The sequence below is a fragment of the Mesorhizobium sp. WSM4846 genome (assembly GCF_055811415.1).
Window position 1 is genome coordinate 143,396 of sequence record NZ_JBVVPZ010000001.1, and the last position, 23,135, is coordinate 166,530.

Sequence of the window (23,135 nt, forward strand, 5' to 3'; positions counted from 1 at the left end):
TACAATCGATTGGCGTCGATATCGGCAAGGAGGTCTTTCACATTGTCGGCTTTGATACCGATGAAAAGATCACCCTTCCGCCGATAAAGCGTCTGGCCTCGTCGATACCTAGAAGAAGCTACCGCCGCTTCGAACAGATGCGTTCCCAGTTGAAATAATTTCGAAGCGTTTGCGGCGCGTGTATATCCGATCAGTGAAGCCGCATCACTATCCTGCCGTCTATCTTGCCCTGTTCCATCCGGTGGAAGATATCGTTGATGTTCTCAAGATCTTCCCATGAGAAATGGGATGCCACCTTGCCGTCCGCCGCAAACTGCAGCGACTCTTCCAGATCTTGACGCGTACCAACGATCGAACCGCGCACCGTGATGCGTTTCAGGACGGTTTCGAAGACCGGCAGCGCGATCTTCCCTGGCGGGAGGCCGACGAGAGACATCGTTCCCTTCGACCTCATGAACCCGAACGCCTGTTCCATCGCCTGCGGAGAAACCGCCGTGACGAGGGTTCCGTGAACACCGCCTGTCGCCTTCTGAACCTGCTCGACGGCATCCTTGTCCTTTCCGTTGACGGTAACGTCGGCGCCAAGCTGTTTCGCCAAGGCCAGCTTGTCGTCGAAAATATCTGCCGCAACGACATGCATGCCCATCGCCTTGGCGTATTGGACCGCCATATGTCCCAACCCGCCTACGCCTGAGACTGCGACCCACTCGCCAGGACGAACCTCGGTTTCCTTGAGACCCTTATAGACGGTCACCCCGGCACAAAGCAGAGGCGCCGCCGGCCCGAATTCGAGGCTGTCCGGCAAGCTTCCGACGAAGTCGGGATCTGCCAGGCCGAACTCGGCGAAGGTTCCGTTCACCGAATATCCAGTGTTGGACTGAGATGCACAGAGGGTTTCCCAGCCGGTGCGACAATAGGGGCAGTAGCCGCACGCGGTGTGAAGCCACGGAACTCCAACCCGATCACCTTCCTTGACTCGCTTGACACCCTGTCCGACCGCGGAGACAAAACCGACCCCTTCATGTCCTGGTATGAATGGTAGTGTCGGCTTCACCGGCCAGTCGCCGCTTGCGGCATGAAGGTCCGTGTGACAGACGCCCGTCGCTTCGTATTTCACCAGGATTTGACCCGGGCCAGGAGTTGGGATCTCCATCTCCTCAATGACCAGAGGCGCGCGAAATTCCCGAACGATCGCTGCTTTCATATGACGTGCCATGTTGCTTCTCCCGTTGTGTCTTTGAAGGGAATGCAGCCAAGGTTTCGTCCCGCGGGCATCATGCTCGATTAGGCTCAAGCTTCCAAAATGGATCGAACTTTATAGGTCTTTAAGGTACGATAAACCGGTTGGGCTGGTTGGACAACTGGGATTGGCGTGATGAGGTGCGAGGCACTTATCGAGCGTTGGCGCGGTTGCAGAGTTCGACCCCACGCTGCAGCCCTGGAACATCGCCCGAGCCGAATTGGTGAAGCTATGCAATCCATCTTTCCGAAGACTGCCGTTCCGAAGCTAGAATCCAAGAATGCTTTCAGTTCCAGACCTCAGTCAGCCATTGACGCGGTCGCCGCGCGCGCGAAACCGCTGATCGCCCTGGTCCTTTGCAACAAGGAGATAGCCATGAACAAGAGCTTACCCTCGAAGGAGAATGAAGGAGTTTCGAGAAGAGAACTGCTCTTAATGGTGGGAGCAGCAGCTGGGGGCCTTGCAAGCTACAGCGATGCTGCCAAGGCGGCACCCGGCCAAGCAAACATTGCGATCGACCAGGTCCAGCCGGGAGAAGACGTCTTTGCGTATATCAACAGGGTCAAAGGAGACTTTGATCAAACAGTTTACCAGCAAGTGATTGGCGCTGCGAATGACTTTAAGGAAGGAGATCAGACCATTGGAGTGGGCGCTGTGGATGAGGCAACACGGAAAAATGCCCGCGCCCTTTTGACAAATACGAAGATCGGGGATCTCCACCAGTACCCATTGCTCGAGGACGACCTTCAACGATTGATATGGCAGACCACCGACCAGGCCCAGTACGCAAAGGTCAAAGATTGGACCATGGGCCATTTGAAAGATTTTCTCCTGACTGAGCCAGAGGCGACGATTAAGGGCGTAATGCACGGACTCACCAGCGACACGATCGGCTGTGTCCCGAAACTGATGAGTAATGAAGAGCTGATCGCCCTGAGTCAGAAAATCTTCAATGTGTTGCCGGGCACCAACATGGGCGCAAAGGGATACATGGGTGCACGAATCCAGCCCAATTCTCCTACAGATCATCCCGATGACGTGGTTTGGCAGGTCTTCGACGCGTTCTCCTATGCAACGGGCGACATTGTCATCGGGACAAACCCCGTCGACAGCACGGTCAACAGCGTCGTGGGCGTTGAAGGGGCGCTTAGAGACATCGTCAATACCTTCAAGCTGGACGACGTGATCCCTTGGTGTGTGCTTGCGCATATCGACGTGCAGGCAGAGGTAAGCGAAATGTATCCTGGAACAGTTGCCACGATGTTCCAGAGCCTTGCTGGAACAGATGACTGCAACAAGATCTTTGATATCACGAATGAGACAATACTGAAGTATGCAAGCGCGAAGAAAGGGGAAAGATATGGCCTCTACTTCGAAACTGGGCAGGGCTCCGAATTTACAAATGGCGCGGCAAACGGCGTCGATATGATGGTACTGGAGTCCCGAAAATACGGCTTCAGCAGGGCGGTTGGAATTGAACTCGCAAAGGTGCAGCCCAGGGGGCCGTGGCTTCATGTCAACGATGTTGCCGGATTCATTGGTCCGGAGGTATTCAAGAACCGCGAACAACTGGTGAGGTGCTGCCTCGAAGATATGGTCATGGGCAAACTCCACGGATTGACGATCGGCCTGGATATCTGCACGACCCTACACATGACGGTCAGCCTTGAAGACTTGGATTGGTGCCAGGACCAGATAATGCCTGCCAATCCTGTTTACCTGATTGCGCTGCCCACCAAAAACGACCCGATGTTGAGCTATCTCACGACGTCCTTCCAGGATCACGTCCGGTTGAGGGAAAAATTCGGCTTCAAAGTCAATGACGCGATGTGGGATTTCTACAAGCGGATCGGGATTGTTGATCAGAACAACAATTACACCACGAACTATGGCGATCCTCTCTGGGTGTACTACCAGTACCGCCTCGCGAAGGGCGAAAAGCGGCCTAAAGACGTCGTCTACGCGGAAGGCAGGCAGAAGATTGAGGAGGTTGAAGGGAGAGGCGTCGACCTCGCTATTGGACACGGCGAGAATATCTGGGATCTGAACCCAAAGCTCGCAGCCAAAGTGAAGGGATTATACGATGACGCCAAGCAGTCTCTCTGGGCCGAATTAACGCCCGAGTTTGTCGCTGCCATACCCGATGTGGTGCCGGTCCGCACGCTATCCAAAGACCGCAATGACTATATAGCTCACCCGAATACTGGTGAAACACTAAGCCCGGAAGCGATTGCAGAAATTGAAAGAATAAGGGATTCTTGGGGCGACGACTTGCCGAAAGGCCAGATCGTTATCTCGGATGGCCTAAACGCCAAAGCCATCATGGACGAGGGACATCTAGCACCCTATCTCGAAGAGATGCGCAGGTTGCTTGCCGACGCCAATGTCCCGATGAGCGACAAGAACGTCCTGGTTACAAGCGGAAGGGTCCGGGCCGGTTATCGGATCGGCGAGGTGCTCTTTCAGAACGCAGATCCCAAGAGTTTCAGAGGGATTCTTCACATCATCGGCGAACGGCCGGGAACCACACACCATGCCTACTCGGTATACATTACTGTAGCCAACGGCAAGCAATGGTCCGAAAAGAAAATAGACCATGACATTACAAAACTGGTGAGTAATATTGCAGATACAGCCCTGCCGCCCAGGGAGGCTGCACGGGAAACCCTAACGATTATCAGGGAAGTCGTTGGCAAGGGTGTGAGCGGCAGCCGACGTTTTGGGACATAGTTTGCTGCCTTGGTGATGTCCTTGGGCGGAACGACGTGTGATCTACGTTAGGGGTCCGGATGCCATCATGATCGAACTCGTCGATCCCGGCACCCTTCCAGAAGGGCCAATTGCGGCAACGCGGCGAAATCCGCCAATGGAGTAGCAGAGGCAAGCTATTGGGTGAGTATGCAGTAGACTTCGGAAGGGAAACGCCGCGACGGCACAGCCATTGGACGCGCTTCGCGGGAAGTGAACGACCCAGCGGTGGATCGTCGAATGATCGATACTGATGCCGCGCTCGGCCATCATTTCCTTCAAATCGCGAAGGCTCAAGCCGTAGGCCAGATACCAGCGAACGCAAAGCAGAATGATGGACTGGTCGAAATGGCGGCCCTTGAACATCTGAACTCTCCGGCGAAACACCAGAGGCCATGCCATGCGCCTGGTTACCGAAAACGTTGCAACACAGCCCAATTTTGCAACGGAACCCGACAGAATGCCTCTCCCAACCATCAACCGACAGTTAAACTGGCTAGGTGTGTCTTTCCTGCACTAGCTGCGGTGTAGTCCCCCGTTAGTTTGCGTGTTGTAGCTTGAACCGATTCGCCCGAGGGGAATATGTGATGAGCAGAATTCTAATCGCAGTGGTCGCGGCGCTCGCCGTCGCCAGCCTAAGCGGCTGCGCAAATATGGACATCGGCAAAGGGAAGGGGAAGGCTCCGCCGCCTGTCGTCGTCGAAGAGCCTGCACCGGCGCCCGTGTACAAGTAAACCGGCCTAGGTCGGGATGGGGAAGGGCCGCTGGTCTTTCCCCATCAGCCAGCAATCCGGATCGGGCGACTCTTCGGCTCGGTCGTGAGGTCACCAGTGGCGGGCAGGACCCGCTTTTGATCTGCGCTCCTCGGAGTTCGGGAATGAAATGACGCTTGTAAGTGGCCGTTCACTGTCCGTGGCCCTGCTCGCGCTCGCGGCGGCATCATGCCAATCGCAATCGCAGGATAAACCTCAACTGAATTTCACGTCCGATGATCGGACCCTGGCGGCTGCCGGGGCGCCGACGAGCACGGTGAATTCAGCAGAGGGGCGGTACTTCATCGAGTTCCGCTCCCGCTACGCCTATACATACGGGCACTCCTTCGTGATTTTCGGGCGCATGGACAAATCGGGAAAGATGATCAATTCCGAAGTCGCCGGGCTCGCGCCGAAATCCAACGATCCCAATATCTATATGCTCGGCCATCTCGCGCCGGTGCCGGCCTCGACCGGATGGACCGACGGCGATCTGGAAATCGCCTACCGGTCGGCGAGCTGGACAGTTCCGCTTACCGAACCTGAATACAGGAGGGTCGTGGCATATATACGCAAGCTGCAGGCCAAGTCGCCGCTCTGGCACGCGTCGCTCTACAATTGCAACGCCTTCGTGGCCGACATCGCAAGCTTCATGGGCTACAAGACGCCAGGTATCTGGCTTATGCCGCGTGATTTCATCACAAAGCTTCGACAGATGAATGGCGGGCCGAATGCGATCGGCTATACCGGCCCGCCGGGGGTTGAATCCGGAAATGCCGCCGCCGCAACGGCCCCCCGTTAGCAGATCGAGAATGTCGAGGCGGCCGCGGCTCCTCAAGACGTCCATACCGCCGTAAGGGCGCCGGTGAGCTAGATTGAGCATGGAAGCGAGTTCAGTCGGCGAGATCGTATGGGTGTTCGGGATCGTCGGCTGGCATGTGATTCGATATCCTTTCGAGCACCGGGCCAAGCGCGTGCTGCTCTTCGGCCTGGCGATTCTGCCCGGCTTCTATGTCGCGACCGGAATCCCCGAGTCAGCCGACTTTACGGCGAGATGATGGGCGGTCGCGCTCGGGGCTATCATCTTCGCCCTGGCCGCGCGCGGCATGGGCCTCCCGGACTTTAATGGCGCATCATTGCCATCCGAATCAAAGGATGCGCTATGGGACAGGTTCTACACCGCCGCGCCACCATGCTGAAGCGGAGCCACTCGTTCGCCTCTGCCCAAGCTCGGGAACTCGGCAAGCGGAATTAGACTCCAAACGGAAATCGCTTGCTGTAAGGTGCGATTGCTCAAGTGTTGTCATGTGCCGGTTGTCCTGCCATGAACGGTCCCGATCCCGTTAGACCCGTGCTCGACCCCATCGACCGTCTGTCGGAGGTAATTTTCGGACTATTGATGGCGCTTTCCTTCACGGGCACCATGAGCGTCGCGGTTGGCGAAGGCGACAAGGTGGGGGCCGTGCTGATGGCTGCCCTGGGCTGCAACCTCGCTTGGGGAATTGTCGACGGCGTCATGTTTGCCTTGACGACAGCTGTGGAGCGGGTGAAGCGCCTAAATTTCTTTGAGGCCATCCGCGTGATGCCCCTGGCAGAGGCGCGGCGCGTCTTCCTCTCCGAGTTGCCGAAGGACGTCCGCCTGGTCACATCCGAGGCCGACGCCGAAAGTATCGTCACGCGCATCAGATCTCTTCCAGCATCCGACAATCGGCGCATTGTGAACATTCGGGATGTCAGAGCTGCAGTTTCAATCTGCTTGCTGGTCATCCTATCGACGCTTCCACCCAGCATGCCGTTCCTGTTCATCGACGATCTGCCGACGGCGATGCGCGCGTCGAACGCGGTAGCCGTCGCCATGCTGTTTTTGATCGGCGCACGGCTCGGCAAATATATGGGCAGAAGCCCTTGGCCGATGGCTCTGGCCATGGCGGCAATCGGTAGCGTCTTGGTAGTTACGACTATAGCGCTTGGAGGGTGAACTGCCGGGCGTGCGCATTGAGTCCACCCTACTAGCCGATTTGGCTCGCGGCGCTGCCGCCTAGCTTAAAAGCAGCAACGCCTGCCGGCTTCATCGCGTTTCCCCAGGAGGTTCTCTATCATCGCCATCCGCCATCCACGCATTGAGCAGCGTGTAGGCGACCGCGAGCACCGTAGGGCCAATGAAAATGCCCAGTATGCCAAACGCTACCAGGCCGCCGATGACCCCGGCCAGGATAAGCAGCATAGGCAAGTCGGCGCCTCTGCGGATGAGAACAGGGCGAATAAATTGATCCATCGTCGCGGCGATGATGGTAAAGGCCAGCAACACCGTCGCCCAAAGCGTGTCGCCCGAATAATACATCCAGATCACTGCCGGAGCCATTACCAGGACCGGACCGAGCTGGATCAGACACAAAATGAAGATCAATGCCATGAGCACGGCGGCATAGGGCACGCCGGCTACGGCCAGCCCGATACCCGCTACAGCGCTTTGCGCAACGGCGGTAACCACTACGCCTAAGGCCACACTTCGGATCGCCTGACCGGCCAGCTTTACCGCGGTCTCTCCACGAACGCCGCCCAGCCGGCGACCGAAGAGAATTGCGGTGGCGGCGGCCCGTTCACCGCCCGAATACATGATCGCGGCAATCGCGGTCGTCAGCAGGAAATGTATGAACATGCCACCCAAATTTCCGGTGGCTGACGCGAACCAGTAGGTCAGCGTTCCGGCATAAGGGGTCAGTCTTTGGACCAGTTCCTGAGCGCCCGCCGAGTTCAGTTTCTGCCATGCTTCGGCAGCGCGTGCTCCAACCAGGGGCACTCCCTCCAGCCAGCTGGGTGGCGGTGGCAGTCGCATCGACAGGATAGTCCGGACCAGGTCGCCAACCTTGTCGATGTTCGCGATGACCGTGCTGAGCGCCAGCCAGAAGGGCACGATCACAAGCAGCAGCAAGGTCAGCGTCATGATCAGGACGGCAAGGCCGCGGCGGTTGCCGGTATGGCGCTGCAACCAGAGCATGAGCGGCCAGGTGGCAAGCACCAACGTCGTGGCCCATACGATCGCCGGCAGAAACGGCTGCATCACCCAGATGCTGGCGATGAGAAGACTGCCGATGAACAGCACCGCCAGCGTCACGCGGGTGAGATCCTGACGAGGATGGACGAGGGGACGCGAACCGTCCGAATCCATTATCTGCCCTCCCAACGCCGCTCGCCTATCTTTCTCACGTCATGTTCTCCAAGTCCGCTCCTGGCGCGCCCAAACCTGCGGTCAGCCCATCCTTGGTGTTCACGTATGGTATTCGCCCTGACGGAACCACGCTCCACCCACCTTCCTAAACTTGCGGTGGCAGAAGGTAGATCGTCATGGCGAAGATCAGATAGACCATCAGCAGCAGCACTCCGACGAACCATGCGGAACGTCCGCTATTGGTCATCAGAAATGCCGTGATCGTCGCGATAAGCACCATCACGACCGCGCCCGGCCAGAACAGCAGGTCCATCGGAGCGGGGCCGATAACATAGCTGAGGAGCACCATCATCGGGGCGACGAAAAGCGCGATCTGTGATGCGGCCCCAAGCGCGATGCCCACGCTCAGGTCCAGCCGGTCCCTTCGCGCGCCGGCAAACGCCGCCGCCATCTCGGCAGCACCGCCTACCAACGCAACGACGATGAAACCCACGAAGGCCGGCGTCATGCCGAACGCCACCGCAGCCTCCTGCACCGACTCGACGAACACTTCGCTTACCAGAGCAACAAGCACTGTCACCGCTGCCAACGTTCCGAGAGCCAGGCCCATCGGCCACGCTTCGCCTTCTTCCGCATGGGCTGTTCCGCTGAAAAGTTCTCGATGGGTCTTCAGTGAGAAGATCAGGCCCATCGCGTAGGCGCTGATGAGCAGCACCGACAATCCAACGCTCAACTGCTGGGTGAACGCGGACGTGGCAACGGAATCGACTTGCGCCACCATGGACGGGGTCACCATCGCGATCGTAGCGAGGAACAGCAGGCTGGTTTGCAGCCTGGCGCTGACCCTGTTGTACTCCTGCACATGATACTTGATACCGCCTAGCAGGAACGAGGCGCCCAACATGAACAGAGTATTGGCGACGATTGCTCCGGCGATAGAAGCCTTCACCAACGTGTACTGGCCGGCTTGCAGCGCAGCCAGCGCAATGACCAGTTCCGTCAGGTTTCCCAACGTGGCATTCAGCAGCCCGCCGACCGTATCGCCCGTCTTGGACGCGACCGACTCGGTAGCCGCGCTCAGCAAGGTGGCCAGCGGTACAATCGCCAGCACAGAGAGCACAAAGAGCAGCGTGTGCGCTTCCGGCTCCAATTGCTGGACGACGAATACCACCGGAACAAACGCCAAAAGCCAGAGAACGACGTTGCTACGGATCTCTTTGATCAAGGGGCCCATTTCCAGCCTCATTCAGGAGATTGCGCTCAGCCGCCCTCAGCGCCTGCACGGCGACCGCCGCAACGAGGCCTGTCATCACTATGCCGGCAAAACCGATTGCTATCGCCAGTAACCGCGTCAGAAGGTGCTGCGGCGAGAAATCGCCGTAGCCGATCGTAAGACCCGTTACGAAGGTGAAGTACAGAGCTTCGTCGACGCGCCAATTTTCGATACGCCCGATGATCAGCCCGCATCCCCCCATGGCGAGAAGGATGCCGGAGAAGATCGGCCAGACCACGCGAAGCTGCTGCACGAGCGCATAAAAGAAGCCGCGTCTCAACTGCCGCGATCGGGGCTTGCCGGGTAATCCTACTGCCACCGAAGTCCCTTTCTCAGGTCGGATTTCAGTTCGCCATCACGCCCACGATCACCGTCCCCCAGGTTGTGAGCAGGATGTGGCCGATCGGAACCGCCGGCGTATAGCCAAGGACGGCAACCGGACTGCCCGAGCGGTCCTGCACCGCCGCCATGCCGGCGGCCATGGTCTGCGCCCCAGCCAGTCCTCCCAGGAGCAGTATGGGGTTCATACGGAGCAGGTCGTGCCCGAGGTACAGTCCCGGTCCCACCGAAGAGAGGGAAGCGCATACGCAGATGCCCGACGACCAGTCCTGCCAGCAGCGCCCTCAGCGACGGAGAAATCGTGATCCCAAGCTGCCTAACGATGACGGCTGCAATGGGGTCGCTGTCACCGCTCCTAAGCCGAGATCTTCATCCATAAAGGGGCAGAAATAATAGCAAATGGCTAGAGACATGAAGGTCGCGATTTCAGGACAGCTGCGAAGCTGTGCTCACGAACCCATTCAACCATGATACCCTCCTGTTGCAGGTTCAATACTAAAAGACGCGGCCAGAAGTTCTCCGATTGCTTCCGCCGCTAAGGTAAATTGTATGATAATTATCTATGAAACCGCTGATTGCAATGTCAGTTAATTTGAAGTCGTACAATACACCCTTGCGTGCCTTATTTCAAGGTGTTATCATGACTGCATCGCTATGCTATCGAAGTCTCGATTTTTTGACGTAGACTACTGCTATGGTTACATGTTAACAGCAGACGTGAGCGAGCGCTGAGGGACGATAATTCAAAGCTCATTTTAATTATGGTGTGTCTAAGAACTGCGCGAGAAAGTAGTTTGACAATAGAGAGTTGAGGGCCATTGAAGGGATGTTCCTGTGGCGCATCAATTTTCCAGTGAGTTTGGCTCTGTTCCGAGCTTGAAGGGACGGCTCACCCCGTGTGACCGGTTAAACCATACCGATGCCGCGCAAACGGTTTCCAGTGCAAGCCATATTCGCGTCTCCAACAGCGGTGGCGCGGGCGGAATGCTGGACAGATGCAGATCGGACGCGCAAGGACCGCCTCTGGATGTTCAGCCCAACGCGAATTTTGCGGCTTACTATCGGAACCCCTCGATTTCGAATTCTGGCTGCGCAAATACCAAGGCGAGGAAATGGTTACATGGCTGGAGAAGAACGTTCATCCACTGGACCTGGTCTATCGCCTGGCGAAGGACCACTCGATCGTGCTGCTCAATGGCGGGGGTTTCGATGCTCCCAACTGGAGCGTGCGTGTCTCCATCGTCAATCTCCAGGACGATATCCATGACGACATAGGTCGCGCCGTCCGCGCGGTTGGGCGGAGCTACGTCGACCCTTTCGGCGCCGCGCAAAAGAAATAGCTTGGCGATCGCAACTGTAGGAGCAGCCAGATGACCCATTGGTCCAGGTTCGGCCTCGTTTCAGTCGGCCTTGCGGCCCTTCTGCTTCTTTCCGCGCCGTTCGGTGCGCCTGCCTACGGCCAGACCCCCACTCCGACTCCGCGGCCGGCGGCCGACAGCGAACCGGCCGCCGTCACTGAGGAGCCTGCTCCTCTCACGCTCGACGAACTGAAGGTCCTGACCGCGCCGATCGCGCTTTATCCCGACGATGTCGTCGCGCTCACCATCGCGGCTTCGCTCTATCCGCTACAGATCGTGCAGGCGGCCCGCTTTCTCGACGAAAAGGCGAAGTCTCCCGACCTCGAGCCGAGCGACAAATGGGATGGCAGCGTGATCTCGCTGCTCAATTATCCCAAGATCGTGAAGATGATGAACGACGATCTGGAGTGGACCGAACAGTTGGGCAATGCGGCCGCCAACCAGCAGAAGGATTTGCTCGTCGCCATCCAGCAGTTGCGCGACGAGGCGGTCGCCAAGGACTACCTGAAGACGACGGAGCAGGTGCAGGTTGTCAACGAAGGCGACAATGTCGTGATCAGGTCTGCCGATCCGCAGACCGTCTATATCCCGACCTATCCCCCCGAAATGCTGTATGAGCCCGACTATGTCATAGCGGGCGACCCGATCGCCTACGACCCGTACCCCTCCTATTACTATCCGACAGCGCCCTACTGGGCCGCGCTTGCTACCGGTGCGATGTGGGCCGCAGTGGTCGACTGGGACGACTGGGGAACCTGGGGCGGCGACGTGGATCTCGACGTCGATATCGGCGACAACATCGATATCGATTTCGACAATATCGACATCGACAATATCGACATCGACAGGCTGAAGGACCTCGACCTCAAGAACATCGACCGCGACAAGATCAATCTCAAGAACGCGAACATCGACCGCGACAAGCTCAAGCAGAACCTGAAGAGCAAGGACTTCAACAACATTGCCAGCAAGGCCAAGGACCGCCGGGAGTCGGGCAAGGGCAAGCAGGCGCGGGCGCATGACCTCAAGGGGAAGGATGTCCGCAAGAATGTCGCCGAAGGTTTGAAGGACCGGCCGCAGGCCAAGCTGCCGAAGTCGGGGACCGAGCGGCCCGATGCAAAACGCGTCTCGGACCAGCACAGGAAGGCGAAACCGGCGGCCAACAAACCTGCGGCCAAGAAAGTCGCTCAGAAGAAGTCATCCAGGAAAAAGCCGGCTGCGCGCGCCGACAATCGTCCGCGCAAGCCGTCGGCGATGGGGAATCCGCGACCTGGCAGGGTTGCGACCAACCATTCGAACCGCGGTGCCTATAGCCGGGGTGGCGGCCATCGCCAGGTGCAGAGCAGAGGTGGAAGAGGAGGGGGCGGAGGCGGACGAGGCGGAGGCGGACGAGGCGGAGGCGGACGAGGCGGAGGACGCCGGTAGCAACTGCCGTATCGTGTGCGACATCCGGCTTATTTCAGGAACATGATCATGATCCGATACCTCATTACCGCAACTCTCGCACTTTCGCTCGGCGTTCCCGCACTTTCGGCCGGCGGCGCCCAGGAAGCACAGACCAGCACCACGCAGGATTTCGATGCCTTCATCGGCGAGACGCCCACGCCGTTCGCAACAGTCGACGAACTCGTCGAGGCGTTCCGCAAAGCACTGGAGGAAGATGACAAGGAGGCCGTCGCCTCGCTTCTCGGACTGTCGCCCAGCGAAGTGCTGAAGTCGAAGGAAGTGGAGGCGAGCTTTCCGGAAATCCGCGAAGAGGCGGCGAAGGGCATCGCCGTCAAGGAACTGGCACCCGACCGCCGCTCGCTTCTTCTTGGTAACCAGGTATGGCCGTTTCCATTCCCTGTCGTGCAGACAGAGGGCAAATGGGCGTTCGATACCATCGCCGGGCTGGAAGAAGTCATCAACCGCAGGATCGGCGAGAACGAGCTGACCACCGTCGCCAACCTGCGCGCCTATGTCGAACACCAGGAGGATTACAAGGAAACCGACTGGGATGAGGATGGCGTCGGCGAATATGCTCAGAAGCTGATCAGTACGCCCGGGACATATGACGGGCTCTACTGGGAACCCGGCGACGGCGTGCCGGAAAGCCCGTTCGGTTCGCTGATCAGCCAGGCCGAGTTGGCGACGGCCGCCGAGGACGGCTATTTCGGATACCGCTACCGCATATTGAACGGCCAAGGCGCGAACGTCGCCGGCGGCCAGTACGACTACGTCATCAACGGCAACATGATCGCCGGCTTTGGGCTGATCGCGATGCCTGCCGAATACGACCGCACAGGCATCATGACCTTCGTCGTAAACCAGTACGGCACAGTCTACGAAAAGGACCTGGGGCCCGATACGGCGGCGCTCGCCGAAAAGATCACGGCGTTCGATCCCGACGACAGTTGGGCCGTGGTCAACGATCCGGGCGAGTGAGCAGGCCCATGCACATCGCGGATGCGTGCCTTGGGACTAGACGGCTGTCGCGTACCCTGCATTCAGAAGGGGGCCCCTAGTGAAAACGATAGCCCTGCTTCCTGTTATCACCTATCCCGAACCCAACCCTGAAATGGTAGTGCCCAGGGCGGTCGCGATGGCGGCGGCGCTCGGTGCGCAACTGCATGCGTTGGCCATCAACGTAGAGATCCGAAACATCTCGAATGCGCTGTCGCGGAGGCTGGTCGACGTCCCCAAAATGACGCGGGAGGCCGAAGCGCTGTGCCGGGATCGCGGCGAAGCGTTTCTAGCAAAGGTTGTGCTGGAAGCGAAACGGGCAGGTGTCGACACAACCACCGGCGCGGTCGCGTCGAACGCTCCCTTGCTGAATGACACCGCTGCAATTCAAGCGCGTTACTATGATCTCGTTCTCTGCGCCTGGGAGGCGAACAACCCCACGAGCAGGACGACCGCGCAGGCCATTATCTTCGGGTCGGGAAGGCCGACGATCCTTCTGCCAGAGGTCGAGCCTGTCACGAAGCTGCACAGCGTTGCTATTGCCTGGGACGGCAGCCGTGTTGCGGCTCGCGCCGTGGCGGATGCACATCAGGTGTTGCGCCGCGCTTCCAAGATTACGGTGCTCACCTTGACGGGCGAGAAGTCCCTGCAGGAGACGGACGCCGCCCAACGCATGGCTCAAGGGCTGAACCTACGCGGGCTGTCAGCCGAGGCCATGCCATTCGTATCCGAGGATTGCCCGGTCGAGGTGTCGCTTCAGGAGCGAGCGATCGAAATCGGCGCCGACCTGATGATCATGGGAGCGTTCGGTCACACCAGACTGAGGGATTTCGTGCTCGGTGGGGCTACGAAAGGCATCCTGTCGGACGTCCGGCTGCCGATAATGCTTTCGCATTGATCGTGTCGGTGATTTAACTGAGCGAAACGGAGCTATGGCGTATTGCCTTGTCGGGATCAAATGAATGAAGTTGAGTTGACGATCGCTATTGAGCAGGTGCGGTTGTCGGGGCTTAATTGCAACCGGGTGCTCAAGGGACGGTAATCAATGGAAAATATTTGCCGGAAGGCGCGTTGGCTGTTTACAGGGGCAGCTTTCGCTGTCATTGCGCAATTGTCGCTTGCCTGCATGTATAGCCCTGAAGCACATGCCCAAGAGGGATCGTTCGAGGACTTTCCTTTCTTGGTGCGTTGTGAATTAAGCGGCATCGTTCGTGCTTACTACTTGTCCAAAATTGGTCCAGACGGGGTTGCCGTTTATATAACCCCCGACAATCAGGCCGGCACAATCACCATGCGAGGCAAGGCCGAGCCAGTTGGCGGAGATTGGTCGGGAAGTTGCGCCGGAAAAACACTTGAGCAACTAAGGTCGGCAGGCCAAGCGTATGACTTGCCGCATTGATCCCTTGAGACGTCGTTGTTGCTCCGCGTTATGTCGGTTCAAATCCCGTTCATTTAATCACGAACGGCCATCGCGAGCTTAGATCGCACTTTGGTGCACATGACGGTATTTTCTTTGGCCGCATGTTCGACGGCGCGTCGGTTCCTCAATGCCCGCCCGAAAATACGAGTGTTTGCACCGGAAGAAGGAGCGCCTGGAATCTCAATATGATCGCATGCACCAGCCCGACCGTATCTATGACGTGCAGGAACAGCCAGTGCGCTGTGCCCAAATCTTCCTCGGCAAGTCGGTCGTGATTGTTGGTGTAGGCGTTGGCGATGCAACTGCTGCCTGGAGGCACGCCATCGAACCCTCCCGCGAACAGCGGCTCCAGAAAGACGGTGATCGTTCCGGGCCGGACCACCTGTTGGGCGTCGATCAACTGATCCGAGGCCCGAACCTGACCGGTCGCGATGAGATCCTGAACCTCGGTGACCACCATTGGAATGATCGTCAGAGGCATCGAAATACAAGTCGCTTCGGCAACCATGCCGACCTTCATGACCTGGGCTTCGAGCTGGCTGAAGCCCCCTATAAGAGCCTTCCGTCCGGCTTCCGCCGGTATGAGAACGCCGGCGGGCCGCATAAAGGGGTTGACGATGTCTCCCTTGCGCAGGGTGAATTGCTCCAGCGTGCCGGCGACCCCGGCGTAGACGACCGTCTTGTCCAGTTCGACCTGGGCCTGGGCAAGCGCCGCCTCGGCGCTTTTCTTCTGCGCCGGCAGCACGGACGAAATCTGCGATTCGACGGACTGCTTGCTTGCCATGACGGCGGAAATGGCGGCCTGCCGCCCTTCCACTATGTTGGCGAGCTTTTCGATCTCGCGCTGCGCGACCGTGCTGGCGTTTCGCCGTTGAAGTTCGGTCTTGGTTTCGAGTTCGTCCAAGGCCTGCTTGTACGAGCTTTGCGCTTCCTGAATGCGGGCGTCGGCCCCTACCAGCTCGGTTTTTGCCAATTCGAGCGCCGCGTCTATCTCCGATATGCGCCGTCGCGCGGTCTCGAGCGCCGCTTCCTGCTCCGAGCTGTCAAGCCTGAAGATGCGCTCGCCAGCCTCGACCTTGTCCCTTATGCCCACATAGACTTCCTCGACGCGGCCGGAGCCTTCGGGGAGGATGGGAATGGTGCGAAAGAACGAAATCGCACTCGACGTCGACGGATGATAGTAGAGAATGAGCGTCAGCAGAATCACTGTCAGAGCTATGCACGCCGTTATTCCGTATCGCAGCTCATACCATACAGAATAGAGCGTGATCTCGTGACCAATCCTCTTTCCCTGTACGAAGCGGCGGACGAGAAAATCGGGCAGGACGGTCAGGACCGAACAAAGCAGAACTTCGATCATCGTTCATGACCTCCCACCGACACCGGCTGGCGCTGATGGCGGTCGGACGGCTCCGGCGCATGCGTCTTGGCGATTTCGTCGCGGGGGTCGCTTCGGGCTTTCTCCAAGGGGGTCGGAGGAGGTACGGCCTCCACTTTGACCGGCGTATAGTTGGCAAGCACCTCGGGAGCCGGCTCAGACGGCGCCTCGGCGGCGGGGGATCGAAACCGCCCCGTCGCCATCCTGGCGAGCGAGTCGGCCATGCTGGCCAGGGGCGTCCAGAAGTCGGGCACGGGGACGAGCGCCAGAAACAGCGCGGCAATCCAGAACGCATGGATGTGGGTGAACAACGCCAGCAGCGACAGCACCGCCACAAGCTGGAACTGGATCTGACTGCCGCCGTGGGACATGCGCTCCGGCAAGGAATGGAGCCAGAAGTACAAACTTCCAATCCCCATCACGGCCAGCACAAGGAAGATGACCGACCCCGTGAACAACACATCGGTCTCGCCGGGGGCCGTTATGAAAGGCGGAAGATGATGCGGCGCCGCCGAATGCATTGCCTCGGACATGCCTGCCACTCCCCAATTTCGCTCGTGCGAGGACGCCCGAGCACTAGGCGCAGCAACGCGCCCAAACTTAAGGATACTCCGTCCGCATCCGAATGCAACTGAAGAGGCCAGCAGTCTCGGAGCCGCCGCCCTACGCAGGACAGCCATCTCGTTGCTATAGCAATGCCAAGGCAACCGCCAGAAGGCTAACGACCAAGGCGGCGAGGCTTGGGACAAGCACGGCGGCTCCCGAGTAGAAAGCCAACGCCGCCACCCAGTCGTACGGCCTGTCACCAGCTTGAGACATTGTTAAACCCTTCCGTCCGTTCTGCTCCTTGAGAAAACGCCGTCGGCGGTCGGCGCCTTCCCGCCCTTGGGGCGAGCCTCATGAGCGGCCGCCTCGCTTTTCCATCCATACTGACGAAGGGGAACGTCCGCGGCGTCTGAAACCAGCACCCTTTCGGCGGCTCCGTCGAGATCTTCATATTGGCCGCTGCGCATCGACCACAGGAACGCCGCGAGACCCGCGACGCCCATGCCCAAGGCAATTGGAAAGCCAGACGAGATAGTTCATGCCGCCTCCGCCAAGTCGAGCCTGCGAAGAGCCGGAGATCCTGCGGGCGGAGGCTTTCCCGGAAGGCGCAATGCGTTGCCGACCACGAGAATCGATGACGTCGACATGGCGACAGCGGCCATAAGGGGCGTAACATGGCCCATCACAGCGAGGGGCACGACCAGAACGTTGTAGGCGAGGCAAGGGCGAGGTTCTGCCGCAACAGCCGGGATGCGTTCCGGGCGACTCTTATGGCATGTGGTACGGCCTCCAGGCTCGTGCCCAGGAAGACAAGGTCGGCAGCATTCCGCCCGATGTCTGCCGCCGACGAGGGCGCCATTGAGACATGCGCGGTGGCGAGCGCGGGGGCATCGTTCAGCCCGTCTCCAACCATAAGGATGCGGCGGCCGGGCCGCGCCAGCTCCTCCAGACGCTCGACCTTGTCCTCGGGAAGCGCACCGTGGCGGATTTCCGAGATTCCCAACGCAGCCGCCACCCTGCAAGCCTCCTCCACTCGATCGCCGGACAGCACCTCTGTCGCCAACCCGAGGTCAGCTAGCTTTCGGATGGCACGCGTCGCGCCAGGACGGATTTCGTCGGCAATCGCAAATGAACCCGCAAGCTTTCCGTCTTTCGAAAGCCACGTGGCGGCTTCACTCGGAACGTTGGCCACGCTTGCGGAGACCCAATCCTTCCTTCCTAGCCTGTAAAACGCTTCGCCAACGCGCCCTTCGATCCCGTACCCGGCAACTTCGCGGAACCCTTCGATAGCCACTCTTGCGACTGTCATCGCGGCCACCGCGCGCCCCACCGGGTGCCTGGAAAAGGAGGCGAGTGCTGCGGCGGCCGCAACATCTTGCGGAGCTACCGTGTGCCGTTCGACGCGGGCGGCGCCCGTCGTGAGCGTGCCCGTCTTGTCGAAGACCACGGTGTCGGTCTCGGCAAGGCGCTCTAGCGCGCTACCATCCTTGAGGGTGACGCCGAGATCGAACTGCCGGCGCGCCGCCACGACCTGGACCATCGGCACGGCAAGGCCGAGCGCGCATGGGGCAGGTGATGATGAGGACGGAAATCGCAATCGTAACCGATCGATGCCAGTCGCCGGTAAGCAGTATCCAGGCGGCGCAAGTCGCAAGCGCCAGCAGATGGATGACAGGGGAATAGAGCGCGGCCGCGCGGTCGGCGATGCGACGATAGCGGGCGCGGCCGTGCTCAGCCGCCTCCATCAGCCTGACCACGTCGGCGAGGAAGGAATCCCGTGCACGCCGCTCGGTACGGACAGTGAGCGCGCCACCAAGACTTAACGCTCCCGAAAGAACGGCGCTGCCCGGCTGCGCGCGTTCGGGCTTGGACTCACCGCTCACCATCGAAACGTCGAGGCTGCCCGCGCCCATGACAACCGTCCCGTCCACCGGAATGCGTTCTCCGGGGGCTACCAATATCATGTCACCCGGCTCGATTTCTGTCAGGTCGCGGAACTCGAGGCTTCCGTCCGTCCCGACCACCGCCGCCCCCCTCGGCATCAAGCGGGCAAGACCGGTGACGGCGTTCCGCGCCTTCCGCCTCATCGCATGGTCAAGCGTGCGCCCGACAAGCAAAAGAAGATCAACGACGTTACCGCATCGAAATAGGCGTGAGGTCCTCCGACAGACGTGTCGTAGAGGCTCAAACCCAGAGCCAGCAGGATTCCGACTGAGATGGGAAAGTCCATGCCGGCGGTGCACTTCATCGCCAAATTCCACGCCGAAACGAAGAATATCCGTCCGGAATAGGAGACGGTGGGGACGGCCAGCAGCGCCGAGATCAAGTGAAATGCATTTCGAGTTCCCTGATCTGCGCCAGACCAGACGGACACCGACAGCAACATGATGTTCATGGCGGCGAATCCCGCCACGGCTGTGGCCCGCAGCAGCCGCGACAACTCGGCATCGGCCAGCATCGGCGGAAGGTTGTTCCACACCAGTTTCGCACTGATAGCCATAGCCGTCAGCGCGTCCACGCGCCGGTCGAGCAGCATCGGCACTGCAAAGACGCTGATGGCGAAAGCGAAGGCCGCGAAGAGGCCTCCTATCGCCGTCCCGATAGCAATCATCACCCACCCATATGCGGTGCCGAAGAGCACTCCGACTATGCGGTCGAATCCGGGAAAGGGCGTCACGCCGAAGAAGAGCGCCCAGAGGAGCACCACCGCACGCGTCCACAGAAGCAGGAGCAAACACAGTAGTAGGCCCGTGAAGAAGACCTGTGCGCCGCCGGTGGGGCGCACCAGGAGCATCTAGGCGAGGCCGATGGCGCGTCCTTCCTCTATTGCCCGGCTCTTTTCATACAGGCCTAGCGCCAAAAAGGGGGCCACGATCATGAACCCGGCAAGCGCCGGAAACAGAATGTAGTCACGACCGAATCCGACAAGCGTCCAAACGAAGGCGACGGACAGGAGAAAGACGACAATCCCATAGGCCAGGCTCGACGCGGGCCGGATCCAGAAATCCCGCCAGCCCGCAGAGAGCCAGCGGAGTCCCTCGAAAAGCGGCAGTCCCCGGTCGAGGCGCCGGTCGCGCGTTTCGCCAATGCCCGAGGTCTCGCTGAGTAGCCAATACGACTTGTCGGTCTCGCTCGTCTCACTCCTCCTCTCCTGTCGAGACAAACGCCGGCGCTGCTTCGCGGGTTGATTTCGCTCGTTTTCGCCGTGTTCGACATGTGCCCGTCGCCACGCCGTCCGCCGTCGAATTGCGTCCCCGCGACAATCTGCCCTTGTGCCTTCACCCGTCTGGACAAAAACGGGCTTCACGCATAAACCGAAGGCCAATTGCCGGAGGAATTCGCTAGCCTGTTCGCCATGCGCTGTCGGGTTGGCGTGAAAGAGCGGGGAACAGCCTCGGCCACCGGCACGGAAGAGGCGAAAGGATCAGGCACCCGTGAGCGCAACCGACATCCAGGATCCCAACCGTCGTGATTTTCTCTACGTCGCCACGGGCATGGCCGCGGTGGTCGGCGCGGGTGCCGTCGCCTGGCCGTTTATCGACCAGATGCGCCCGGATGCCTCGACGCTGGCGCTGGCCTCGGTAGAGGTCGACGTCTCCTCGCTGACTCCGGGAACGTCGCTTGTCGTGAAATGGCGCGGCAAGCCGGTGGTGGTGCGCAACCGCACCGAACAAGAGATGAAGGACGGCGAGGCGGTCAATCTGGCCGAGCTCAAGGATCCGCTCGCTCGCAACGCCAATCTGCCGGCCGATGCGCCGGCGACCGACGCCAACCGCACCATGCCGGGCAAGGAGGCCTGGATGGTGATGGTCCAGGTCTGCACCCATCTCGGCTGCATTCCGCTCGGCCAGGAAGGCGAGTTCGGCGGCTGGTTCTGCCCGTGCCACGGTTCGACATACGACACCGCCGGCCGCGTCCGCGGCGGACCGGCGCCGGAGAACATGTCGGTGCCGGTATTCCAGTTCATTTCCGACACCAAGATCCGTATCGGCTGAGGCGAGGGGACATTTCGATGAGCGAGGGACACTCGACCTATACGCCCAAGACCGGTATCGGACGCTGGGTCGACGCCCGCATGCCGCTGCCGCGGCTGGTCTATGACAGCTTCGTCGCCTATCCGGTGCCGCGCAACCTCAATTATGCGTGGACCTTCGGCGGTATCCTGGCGCTCATGCTGGGGGCGCAGATGCTGACCGGCATCGTGCTGGCCATGCACTACGCGGCGGACAGCAGTCTCGCCTTCGATTCGGTCGAGAAGATCATGCGCGACGTGAATTCGGGCTGGCTGTTGCGCTATCTGCATTCGAACGGCGCGTCGTTCTTCTTCGTCGCCGTCTACATCCACATCTTCCGCGGCCTCTATTACGGCTCCTACAAGGCGCCGCGCGAGCTTCTGTGGATCCTCGGCTGCATCATCTATCTCCTGATGATGGCGACAGGCTTCATGGGCTATGTGCTGCCCTGGGGACAGATGTCGTTCTGGGGCGCGACCGTCATCACCGGCTTCTTCACCGCCATCCCGCTGGTCGGCGAATGGATCCAGCAGCTTCTGCTCGGCGGCTTCGCCGTCGACAACCCGACGCTGAACCGCTTCTTTTCACTGCACTATCTGCTGCCGTTCATGATCGCCGGCGTCGTCGTGCTGCATATATGGGCGCTGCATGTGGTCGGCCAGTCGAACCCGACCGGCATCGAGGTCAAATCGAAGACCGATACCGTCGCCTTCACCCCTTACGCGACCATCAAGGACGCGTTCGGGATGCTGGTGTTCCTGTTCATCTTCGCCTATTTCGTCTTCTACCTGCCGAACTTTCTCGGCCATCCGGACAACTACGTCGTCGCCGACCCGCTGAAGACGCCGGCCCACATCGTGCCGGAATGGTACTTCCTGCCGTTCTACGCGATCCTGCGCGCCATCACCTTCAATATCGGGCCGATCAACTCCAAGCTCGGTGGCGTGCTCGCGATGTTCGGCTCCATCGCCATGCTGTTCCTGGTGCCGTGGCTCGACACCTCGAAGGTGCGCTCGGCGGTCTACCGGCCCTGGTACAAGCTGTTCTTCTGGCTGTTCGTGATTGATGCCGTCCTGCTTGGTTGGCTGGGCTCGCAGCCGGCCGAGGGCAGCTATGTCTTCATGGCGCAGATGGCGACATTGTTCTACTTCGCCTTCTTCCTGGTCGTGCTGCCGGTGCTGGGCCTGGTCGAGAAGCCGCGGCGATTGCCGAACTCGATCACCGAGGCAGTTCTCGAGAAGAGCAAGGGTGGCGGTGGCGGGCATCCGGCTCGCGCGACAGCCGCGCCGGAAACCAAGGGCTGAGCATGACCCCGAAAAGTGGAGACCGGTTTTCGGACAAGATCATGCTCGAGACGACGACAGCGCGCCAGAGAATCTCAAGGGGATTTGGTATGAAGACGATTCTCACCTCGCTGGCGCTGCTCGGCCTTGTGCTGGCAGGCACCGCGGCCGCGACCACCGGGGCGATCGCCCAGGAGGAGGCGCACAGCGAAGCCGCGCCGACGCATTTCCCGATACACCAGCCGAAGGAGATGGACTGGAGCTTCGCCGGGCCTTTCGGCACCTACGACAAGGCGCAGTTGCAGCGCGGGCTGAAGGTCTTCAAGGAAGTTTGCGCCACCTGCCATTCGATGAAATTGGTGGCGTTTCGCACGCTGGAAGATCTTGGCTATTCAGAGGCGCAGGTCAAGGCGCTGGCCGCCGAGTACACGATCAACGACGGTCCCAACGATGCCGGCGACATGTTCGAGCGTCCCGGCATACCGTCCGACCATTTCCCAGCGCCGTTCCCCAACGATCAGGCAGCAGCGGCCGCCAATGGCGGGGCTGCGCCGCCCGACATGTCGCTGCTGGCCAAGGCGCGCGGCGTCACGCGCGGTTTTCCGCGTTTCGTCTTCGACATCTTCACGCAATACGCCCAGGGCGGTCCCGACTACATCCACTCGCTGCTGACCGGCTATGATGAGCAGCCGCCGGCGGGCATGGAGATACCGGAAGGCACCCACTACAATCCGTACTTCATAGCCGGCGTCTCGCTGAAGATGCCCAACCCGCTTTCCGACGATCAGGTGACCTATGACGACGGCTCGCCGCAGACGGTCGACCAGTATTCCCGCGACGTGTCGGCCTTCCTGATGTGGGCGGCCGAGCCGCATCTGGAAGCCCGCAAGAAGACCGGCTTTCGCGTGCTGGTTTTCCTGTTGCTGTTCGGCGCGCTGGTCTATCTGACCAAGCGCAAGGTGTGGGCTGGCGTGGCGCACTGAGCTAAGGAAAACCACGAGATCGAAAGGGCGTCGAAGGGCGCCCTTTTTGCATGTCTAAGGACTGCCTCCGAAGACCGCCTCCGAAGGCCGCCGGCTCCAGTCCTTTGCCGGACAATTTTCTTCCAGCTGCCACATCGCGGTAGCCGTCGCCGGCCGCGCCGGGTTACGATCGGCCAAAATTCCCCTCACGT

General features: G+C 59.9%; 21 protein-coding genes and 4 pseudogenes. 13 read left to right on the plus strand and 12 right to left on the minus strand.

The features are described 5' to 3' along the window. Positions 1–190 precede the first annotated feature (190 nt). Complete coding sequence (adhP, locus tag AC0L15_RS00710; protein WP_077380032.1) at positions 191–1,216, minus strand: alcohol dehydrogenase AdhP; 1,026 nt, start codon at positions 1,214–1,216, stop codon at positions 191–193. Positions 1,217–1,615: 399 nt separating this feature from the next. Here adhP and eutB point away from each other — a divergent pair, with 399 nt between their 5' ends. Beyond that, entirely contained in the window at positions 1,616–3,970 is a 2,355-nt protein-coding gene (eutB, locus tag AC0L15_RS00715) for an ethanolamine ammonia-lyase subunit EutB (RefSeq protein WP_287246366.1), read from the plus strand. A gap of 228 nt (positions 3,971–4,198) precedes the next feature. Here the strand turns inward: eutB and AC0L15_RS00720 are convergent. Continuing rightward, a pseudogene (locus tag AC0L15_RS00720) lies at positions 4,199–4,354 on the minus strand (IS6 family transposase); the annotation flags it as partial. Positions 4,355–4,575: 221 nt separating this feature from the next. Between AC0L15_RS00720 and AC0L15_RS00725 the strand changes: the two are divergent. The 4 genes and pseudogenes from AC0L15_RS00725 (at position 4,576) to AC0L15_RS00740 (ending at position 6,718) form a co-directional block, all read left to right on the plus strand. Continuing rightward, complete coding sequence (locus AC0L15_RS00725) at positions 4,576–4,722, plus strand: ABC transporter (RefSeq protein WP_077380058.1); 147 nt, start codon at positions 4,576–4,578, stop codon at positions 4,720–4,722. A gap of 148 nt (positions 4,723–4,870) precedes the next feature. Then, positions 4,871–5,542, plus strand: coding sequence for a hypothetical protein (locus AC0L15_RS00730; protein WP_287246367.1), 672 nt, complete (start codon positions 4,871–4,873; stop codon positions 5,540–5,542). Positions 5,543–5,621: 79 nt separating this feature from the next. Next, positions 5,622–5,795: pseudogene (locus AC0L15_RS00735) on the plus strand (protein-S-isoprenylcysteine O-methyltransferase); the annotation flags it as partial. A 269-nt stretch (positions 5,796–6,064) separates the two neighbouring features. Then, a complete protein-coding gene (locus tag AC0L15_RS00740; RefSeq protein WP_123149732.1) occupies positions 6,065–6,718 on the plus strand; it encodes a VIT1/CCC1 transporter family protein in 654 nt (217 codons plus the stop codon). A gap of 90 nt (positions 6,719–6,808) precedes the next feature. Here AC0L15_RS00740 and ydiK read toward each other — a convergent pair whose 3' ends face one another. From ydiK to AC0L15_RS00760, 4 genes are all read right to left on the minus strand, one after another. Further along, a complete protein-coding gene (gene ydiK, locus AC0L15_RS00745; RefSeq protein ID WP_287246368.1) occupies positions 6,809–7,909 on the minus strand; it encodes an AI-2E family transporter YdiK in 1,101 nt (366 codons plus the stop codon). Between the two features lie 145 nt (positions 7,910–8,054). After that, the gene (gene cax / locus AC0L15_RS00750) at positions 8,055–9,143 is read right to left on the minus strand and encodes a calcium/proton exchanger (protein ID WP_287246369.1); all 1,089 of its coding nucleotides are present in this window, start codon (positions 9,141–9,143) and stop codon (positions 8,055–8,057) included. Then, the gene (locus AC0L15_RS00755) at positions 9,115–9,501 is read right to left on the minus strand and encodes a potassium channel family protein (protein WP_287246370.1); all 387 of its coding nucleotides are present in this window, start codon (positions 9,499–9,501) and stop codon (positions 9,115–9,117) included. The genes cax and AC0L15_RS00755 overlap by 29 nt, the downstream gene beginning before the upstream one ends. Positions 9,502–9,526: 25 nt before the next feature. Next, positions 9,527–9,709 carry an aspartate-alanine antiporter-like transporter gene (locus tag AC0L15_RS00760; RefSeq protein ID WP_287246371.1) on the minus strand — a complete coding sequence of 61 codons (183 nt, stop codon included), beginning with the start codon at positions 9,707–9,709 and terminating at the stop codon, positions 9,527–9,529. A gap of 924 nt (positions 9,710–10,633) precedes the next feature. Between AC0L15_RS00760 and AC0L15_RS00765 the strand changes: the two genes are divergently transcribed. From AC0L15_RS00765 to AC0L15_RS00785, 5 genes are all read left to right on the plus strand, one after another. Then, complete coding sequence (locus AC0L15_RS00765; protein ID WP_287246372.1) at positions 10,634–10,861, plus strand: hypothetical protein; 228 nt, start codon at positions 10,634–10,636, stop codon at positions 10,859–10,861. A gap of 30 nt (positions 10,862–10,891) precedes the next feature. Further along, positions 10,892–12,304 (plus strand): DUF3300 domain-containing protein, encoded by a 1,413-nt coding sequence (locus AC0L15_RS00770; protein ID WP_287246373.1) that lies wholly within the window; start codon positions 10,892–10,894, stop codon positions 12,302–12,304. A 48-nt stretch (positions 12,305–12,352) separates the two neighbouring features. After that, entirely contained in the window at positions 12,353–13,303 is a 951-nt protein-coding gene (locus AC0L15_RS00775) for a DUF2950 domain-containing protein (RefSeq protein WP_287246374.1), read from the plus strand. A gap of 79 nt (positions 13,304–13,382) precedes the next feature. Continuing rightward, a complete protein-coding gene (locus AC0L15_RS00780; RefSeq protein ID WP_473495805.1) occupies positions 13,383–14,219 on the plus strand; it encodes a universal stress protein in 837 nt (278 codons plus the stop codon). A gap of 147 nt (positions 14,220–14,366) precedes the next feature. Continuing rightward, a complete protein-coding gene (locus AC0L15_RS00785; RefSeq protein WP_287246376.1) occupies positions 14,367–14,720 on the plus strand; it encodes a hypothetical protein in 354 nt (117 codons plus the stop codon). A gap of 145 nt (positions 14,721–14,865) precedes the next feature. On the opposite strand, the gene AC0L15_RS00790 is transcribed toward AC0L15_RS00785, so the two are convergent. From AC0L15_RS00790 to AC0L15_RS00815, 6 genes and pseudogenes are all read right to left on the minus strand, one after another. Beyond that, a complete protein-coding gene (locus tag AC0L15_RS00790; RefSeq protein ID WP_287246377.1) occupies positions 14,866–16,101 on the minus strand; it encodes an HlyD family secretion protein in 1,236 nt (411 codons plus the stop codon). Beyond that, complete coding sequence (locus AC0L15_RS00795; protein ID WP_287064213.1) at positions 16,098–16,652, minus strand: hypothetical protein; 555 nt, start codon at positions 16,650–16,652, stop codon at positions 16,098–16,100. The genes AC0L15_RS00790 and AC0L15_RS00795 overlap by 4 nt, the downstream gene beginning before the upstream one ends. 402 nt (positions 16,653–17,054) lie before the next feature. Next, a pseudogene (gene ccoS / locus AC0L15_RS00800) lies at positions 17,055–17,168 on the minus strand (cbb3-type cytochrome oxidase assembly protein CcoS); the annotation flags it as partial. Between the two features lie 179 nt (positions 17,169–17,347). Further along, the gene (locus tag AC0L15_RS00805) at positions 17,348–18,205 is read right to left on the minus strand and encodes an HAD-IC family P-type ATPase (RefSeq protein ID WP_287246378.1); all 858 of its coding nucleotides are present in this window, start codon (positions 18,203–18,205) and stop codon (positions 17,348–17,350) included. Further along, positions 18,144–18,752 carry a P-type ATPase actuator domain-containing protein gene (locus tag AC0L15_RS00810; protein WP_287246379.1) on the minus strand — a complete coding sequence of 203 codons (609 nt, stop codon included), beginning with the start codon at positions 18,750–18,752 and terminating at the stop codon, positions 18,144–18,146. The genes AC0L15_RS00805 and AC0L15_RS00810 overlap by 62 nt, the downstream gene beginning before the upstream one ends. A gap of 365 nt (positions 18,753–19,117) precedes the next feature. Continuing rightward, positions 19,118–19,753 (minus strand): annotated as a pseudogene (locus tag AC0L15_RS00815) (DUF2189 domain-containing protein); the annotation flags it as partial. Between the two features lie 346 nt (positions 19,754–20,099). Here AC0L15_RS00815 and petA point away from each other — a divergent pair. From petA to AC0L15_RS00830, 3 genes are all read left to right on the plus strand, one after another. Beyond that, entirely contained in the window at positions 20,100–20,660 is a 561-nt protein-coding gene (gene petA, locus AC0L15_RS00820; RefSeq protein WP_027151039.1) for a ubiquinol-cytochrome c reductase iron-sulfur subunit, read from the plus strand. Positions 20,661–20,677: 17 nt separating this feature from the next. After that, complete coding sequence (locus AC0L15_RS00825; RefSeq protein ID WP_473495806.1) at positions 20,678–21,982, plus strand: cytochrome b; 1,305 nt, start codon at positions 20,678–20,680, stop codon at positions 21,980–21,982. An 89-nt stretch (positions 21,983–22,071) separates the two neighbouring features. Continuing rightward, positions 22,072–22,944, plus strand: coding sequence for a cytochrome c1 (locus AC0L15_RS00830; RefSeq protein WP_287137019.1), 873 nt, complete (start codon positions 22,072–22,074; stop codon positions 22,942–22,944). The last annotated feature ends 191 nt before the right edge of the window (positions 22,945–23,135 follow it).

Bases quoted from the DNA above. Each gene is read 5' to 3' on its own strand.
- adhP (WP_077380032.1), bottom strand. From the start codon at position 1,216: ATGGCACGTCATATGAAAGCAGCGATCGTTCGGGAATTTCGCGCGCCT.
- eutB (WP_287246366.1), top strand. From the start codon at position 1,616: ATGAACAAGAGCTTACCCTCGAAGGAGAATGAAGGAGTTTCGAGAAGA.
- AC0L15_RS00725 (WP_077380058.1), top strand. From the start codon at position 4,576: ATGAGCAGAATTCTAATCGCAGTGGTCGCGGCGCTCGCCGTCGCCAGC.
- AC0L15_RS00730 (WP_287246367.1), top strand. From the start codon at position 4,871: ATGACGCTTGTAAGTGGCCGTTCACTGTCCGTGGCCCTGCTCGCGCTC.
- AC0L15_RS00740 (WP_123149732.1), top strand. From the start codon at position 6,065: ATGAACGGTCCCGATCCCGTTAGACCCGTGCTCGACCCCATCGACCGT.
- ydiK (WP_287246368.1), bottom strand. From the start codon at position 7,909: ATGGATTCGGACGGTTCGCGTCCCCTCGTCCATCCTCGTCAGGATCTC.
- cax (WP_287246369.1), bottom strand. From the start codon at position 9,143: ATGGGCCCCTTGATCAAAGAGATCCGTAGCAACGTCGTTCTCTGGCTT.
- AC0L15_RS00760 (WP_287246371.1), bottom strand. From the start codon at position 9,709: ATGAACCCCATACTGCTCCTGGGAGGACTGGCTGGGGCGCAGACCATG.
- AC0L15_RS00765 (WP_287246372.1), top strand. From the start codon at position 10,634: ATGGTTACATGGCTGGAGAAGAACGTTCATCCACTGGACCTGGTCTAT.
- AC0L15_RS00770 (WP_287246373.1), top strand. From the start codon at position 10,892: ATGACCCATTGGTCCAGGTTCGGCCTCGTTTCAGTCGGCCTTGCGGCC.
- AC0L15_RS00775 (WP_287246374.1), top strand. From the start codon at position 12,353: ATGATCCGATACCTCATTACCGCAACTCTCGCACTTTCGCTCGGCGTT.
- AC0L15_RS00785 (WP_287246376.1), top strand. From the start codon at position 14,367: ATGGAAAATATTTGCCGGAAGGCGCGTTGGCTGTTTACAGGGGCAGCT.
- AC0L15_RS00790 (WP_287246377.1), bottom strand. From the start codon at position 16,101: ATGATCGAAGTTCTGCTTTGTTCGGTCCTGACCGTCCTGCCCGATTTT.
- AC0L15_RS00795 (WP_287064213.1), bottom strand. From the start codon at position 16,652: ATGTCCGAGGCAATGCATTCGGCGGCGCCGCATCATCTTCCGCCTTTC.
- AC0L15_RS00805 (WP_287246378.1), bottom strand. From the start codon at position 18,205: ATGGTCCAGGTCGTGGCGGCGCGCCGGCAGTTCGATCTCGGCGTCACC.
- AC0L15_RS00810 (WP_287246379.1), bottom strand. From the start codon at position 18,752: ATGAGGCGGAAGGCGCGGAACGCCGTCACCGGTCTTGCCCGCTTGATG.
- AC0L15_RS00825 (WP_473495806.1), top strand. From the start codon at position 20,678: ATGAGCGAGGGACACTCGACCTATACGCCCAAGACCGGTATCGGACGC.
- AC0L15_RS00830 (WP_287137019.1), top strand. From the start codon at position 22,072: ATGAAGACGATTCTCACCTCGCTGGCGCTGCTCGGCCTTGTGCTGGCA.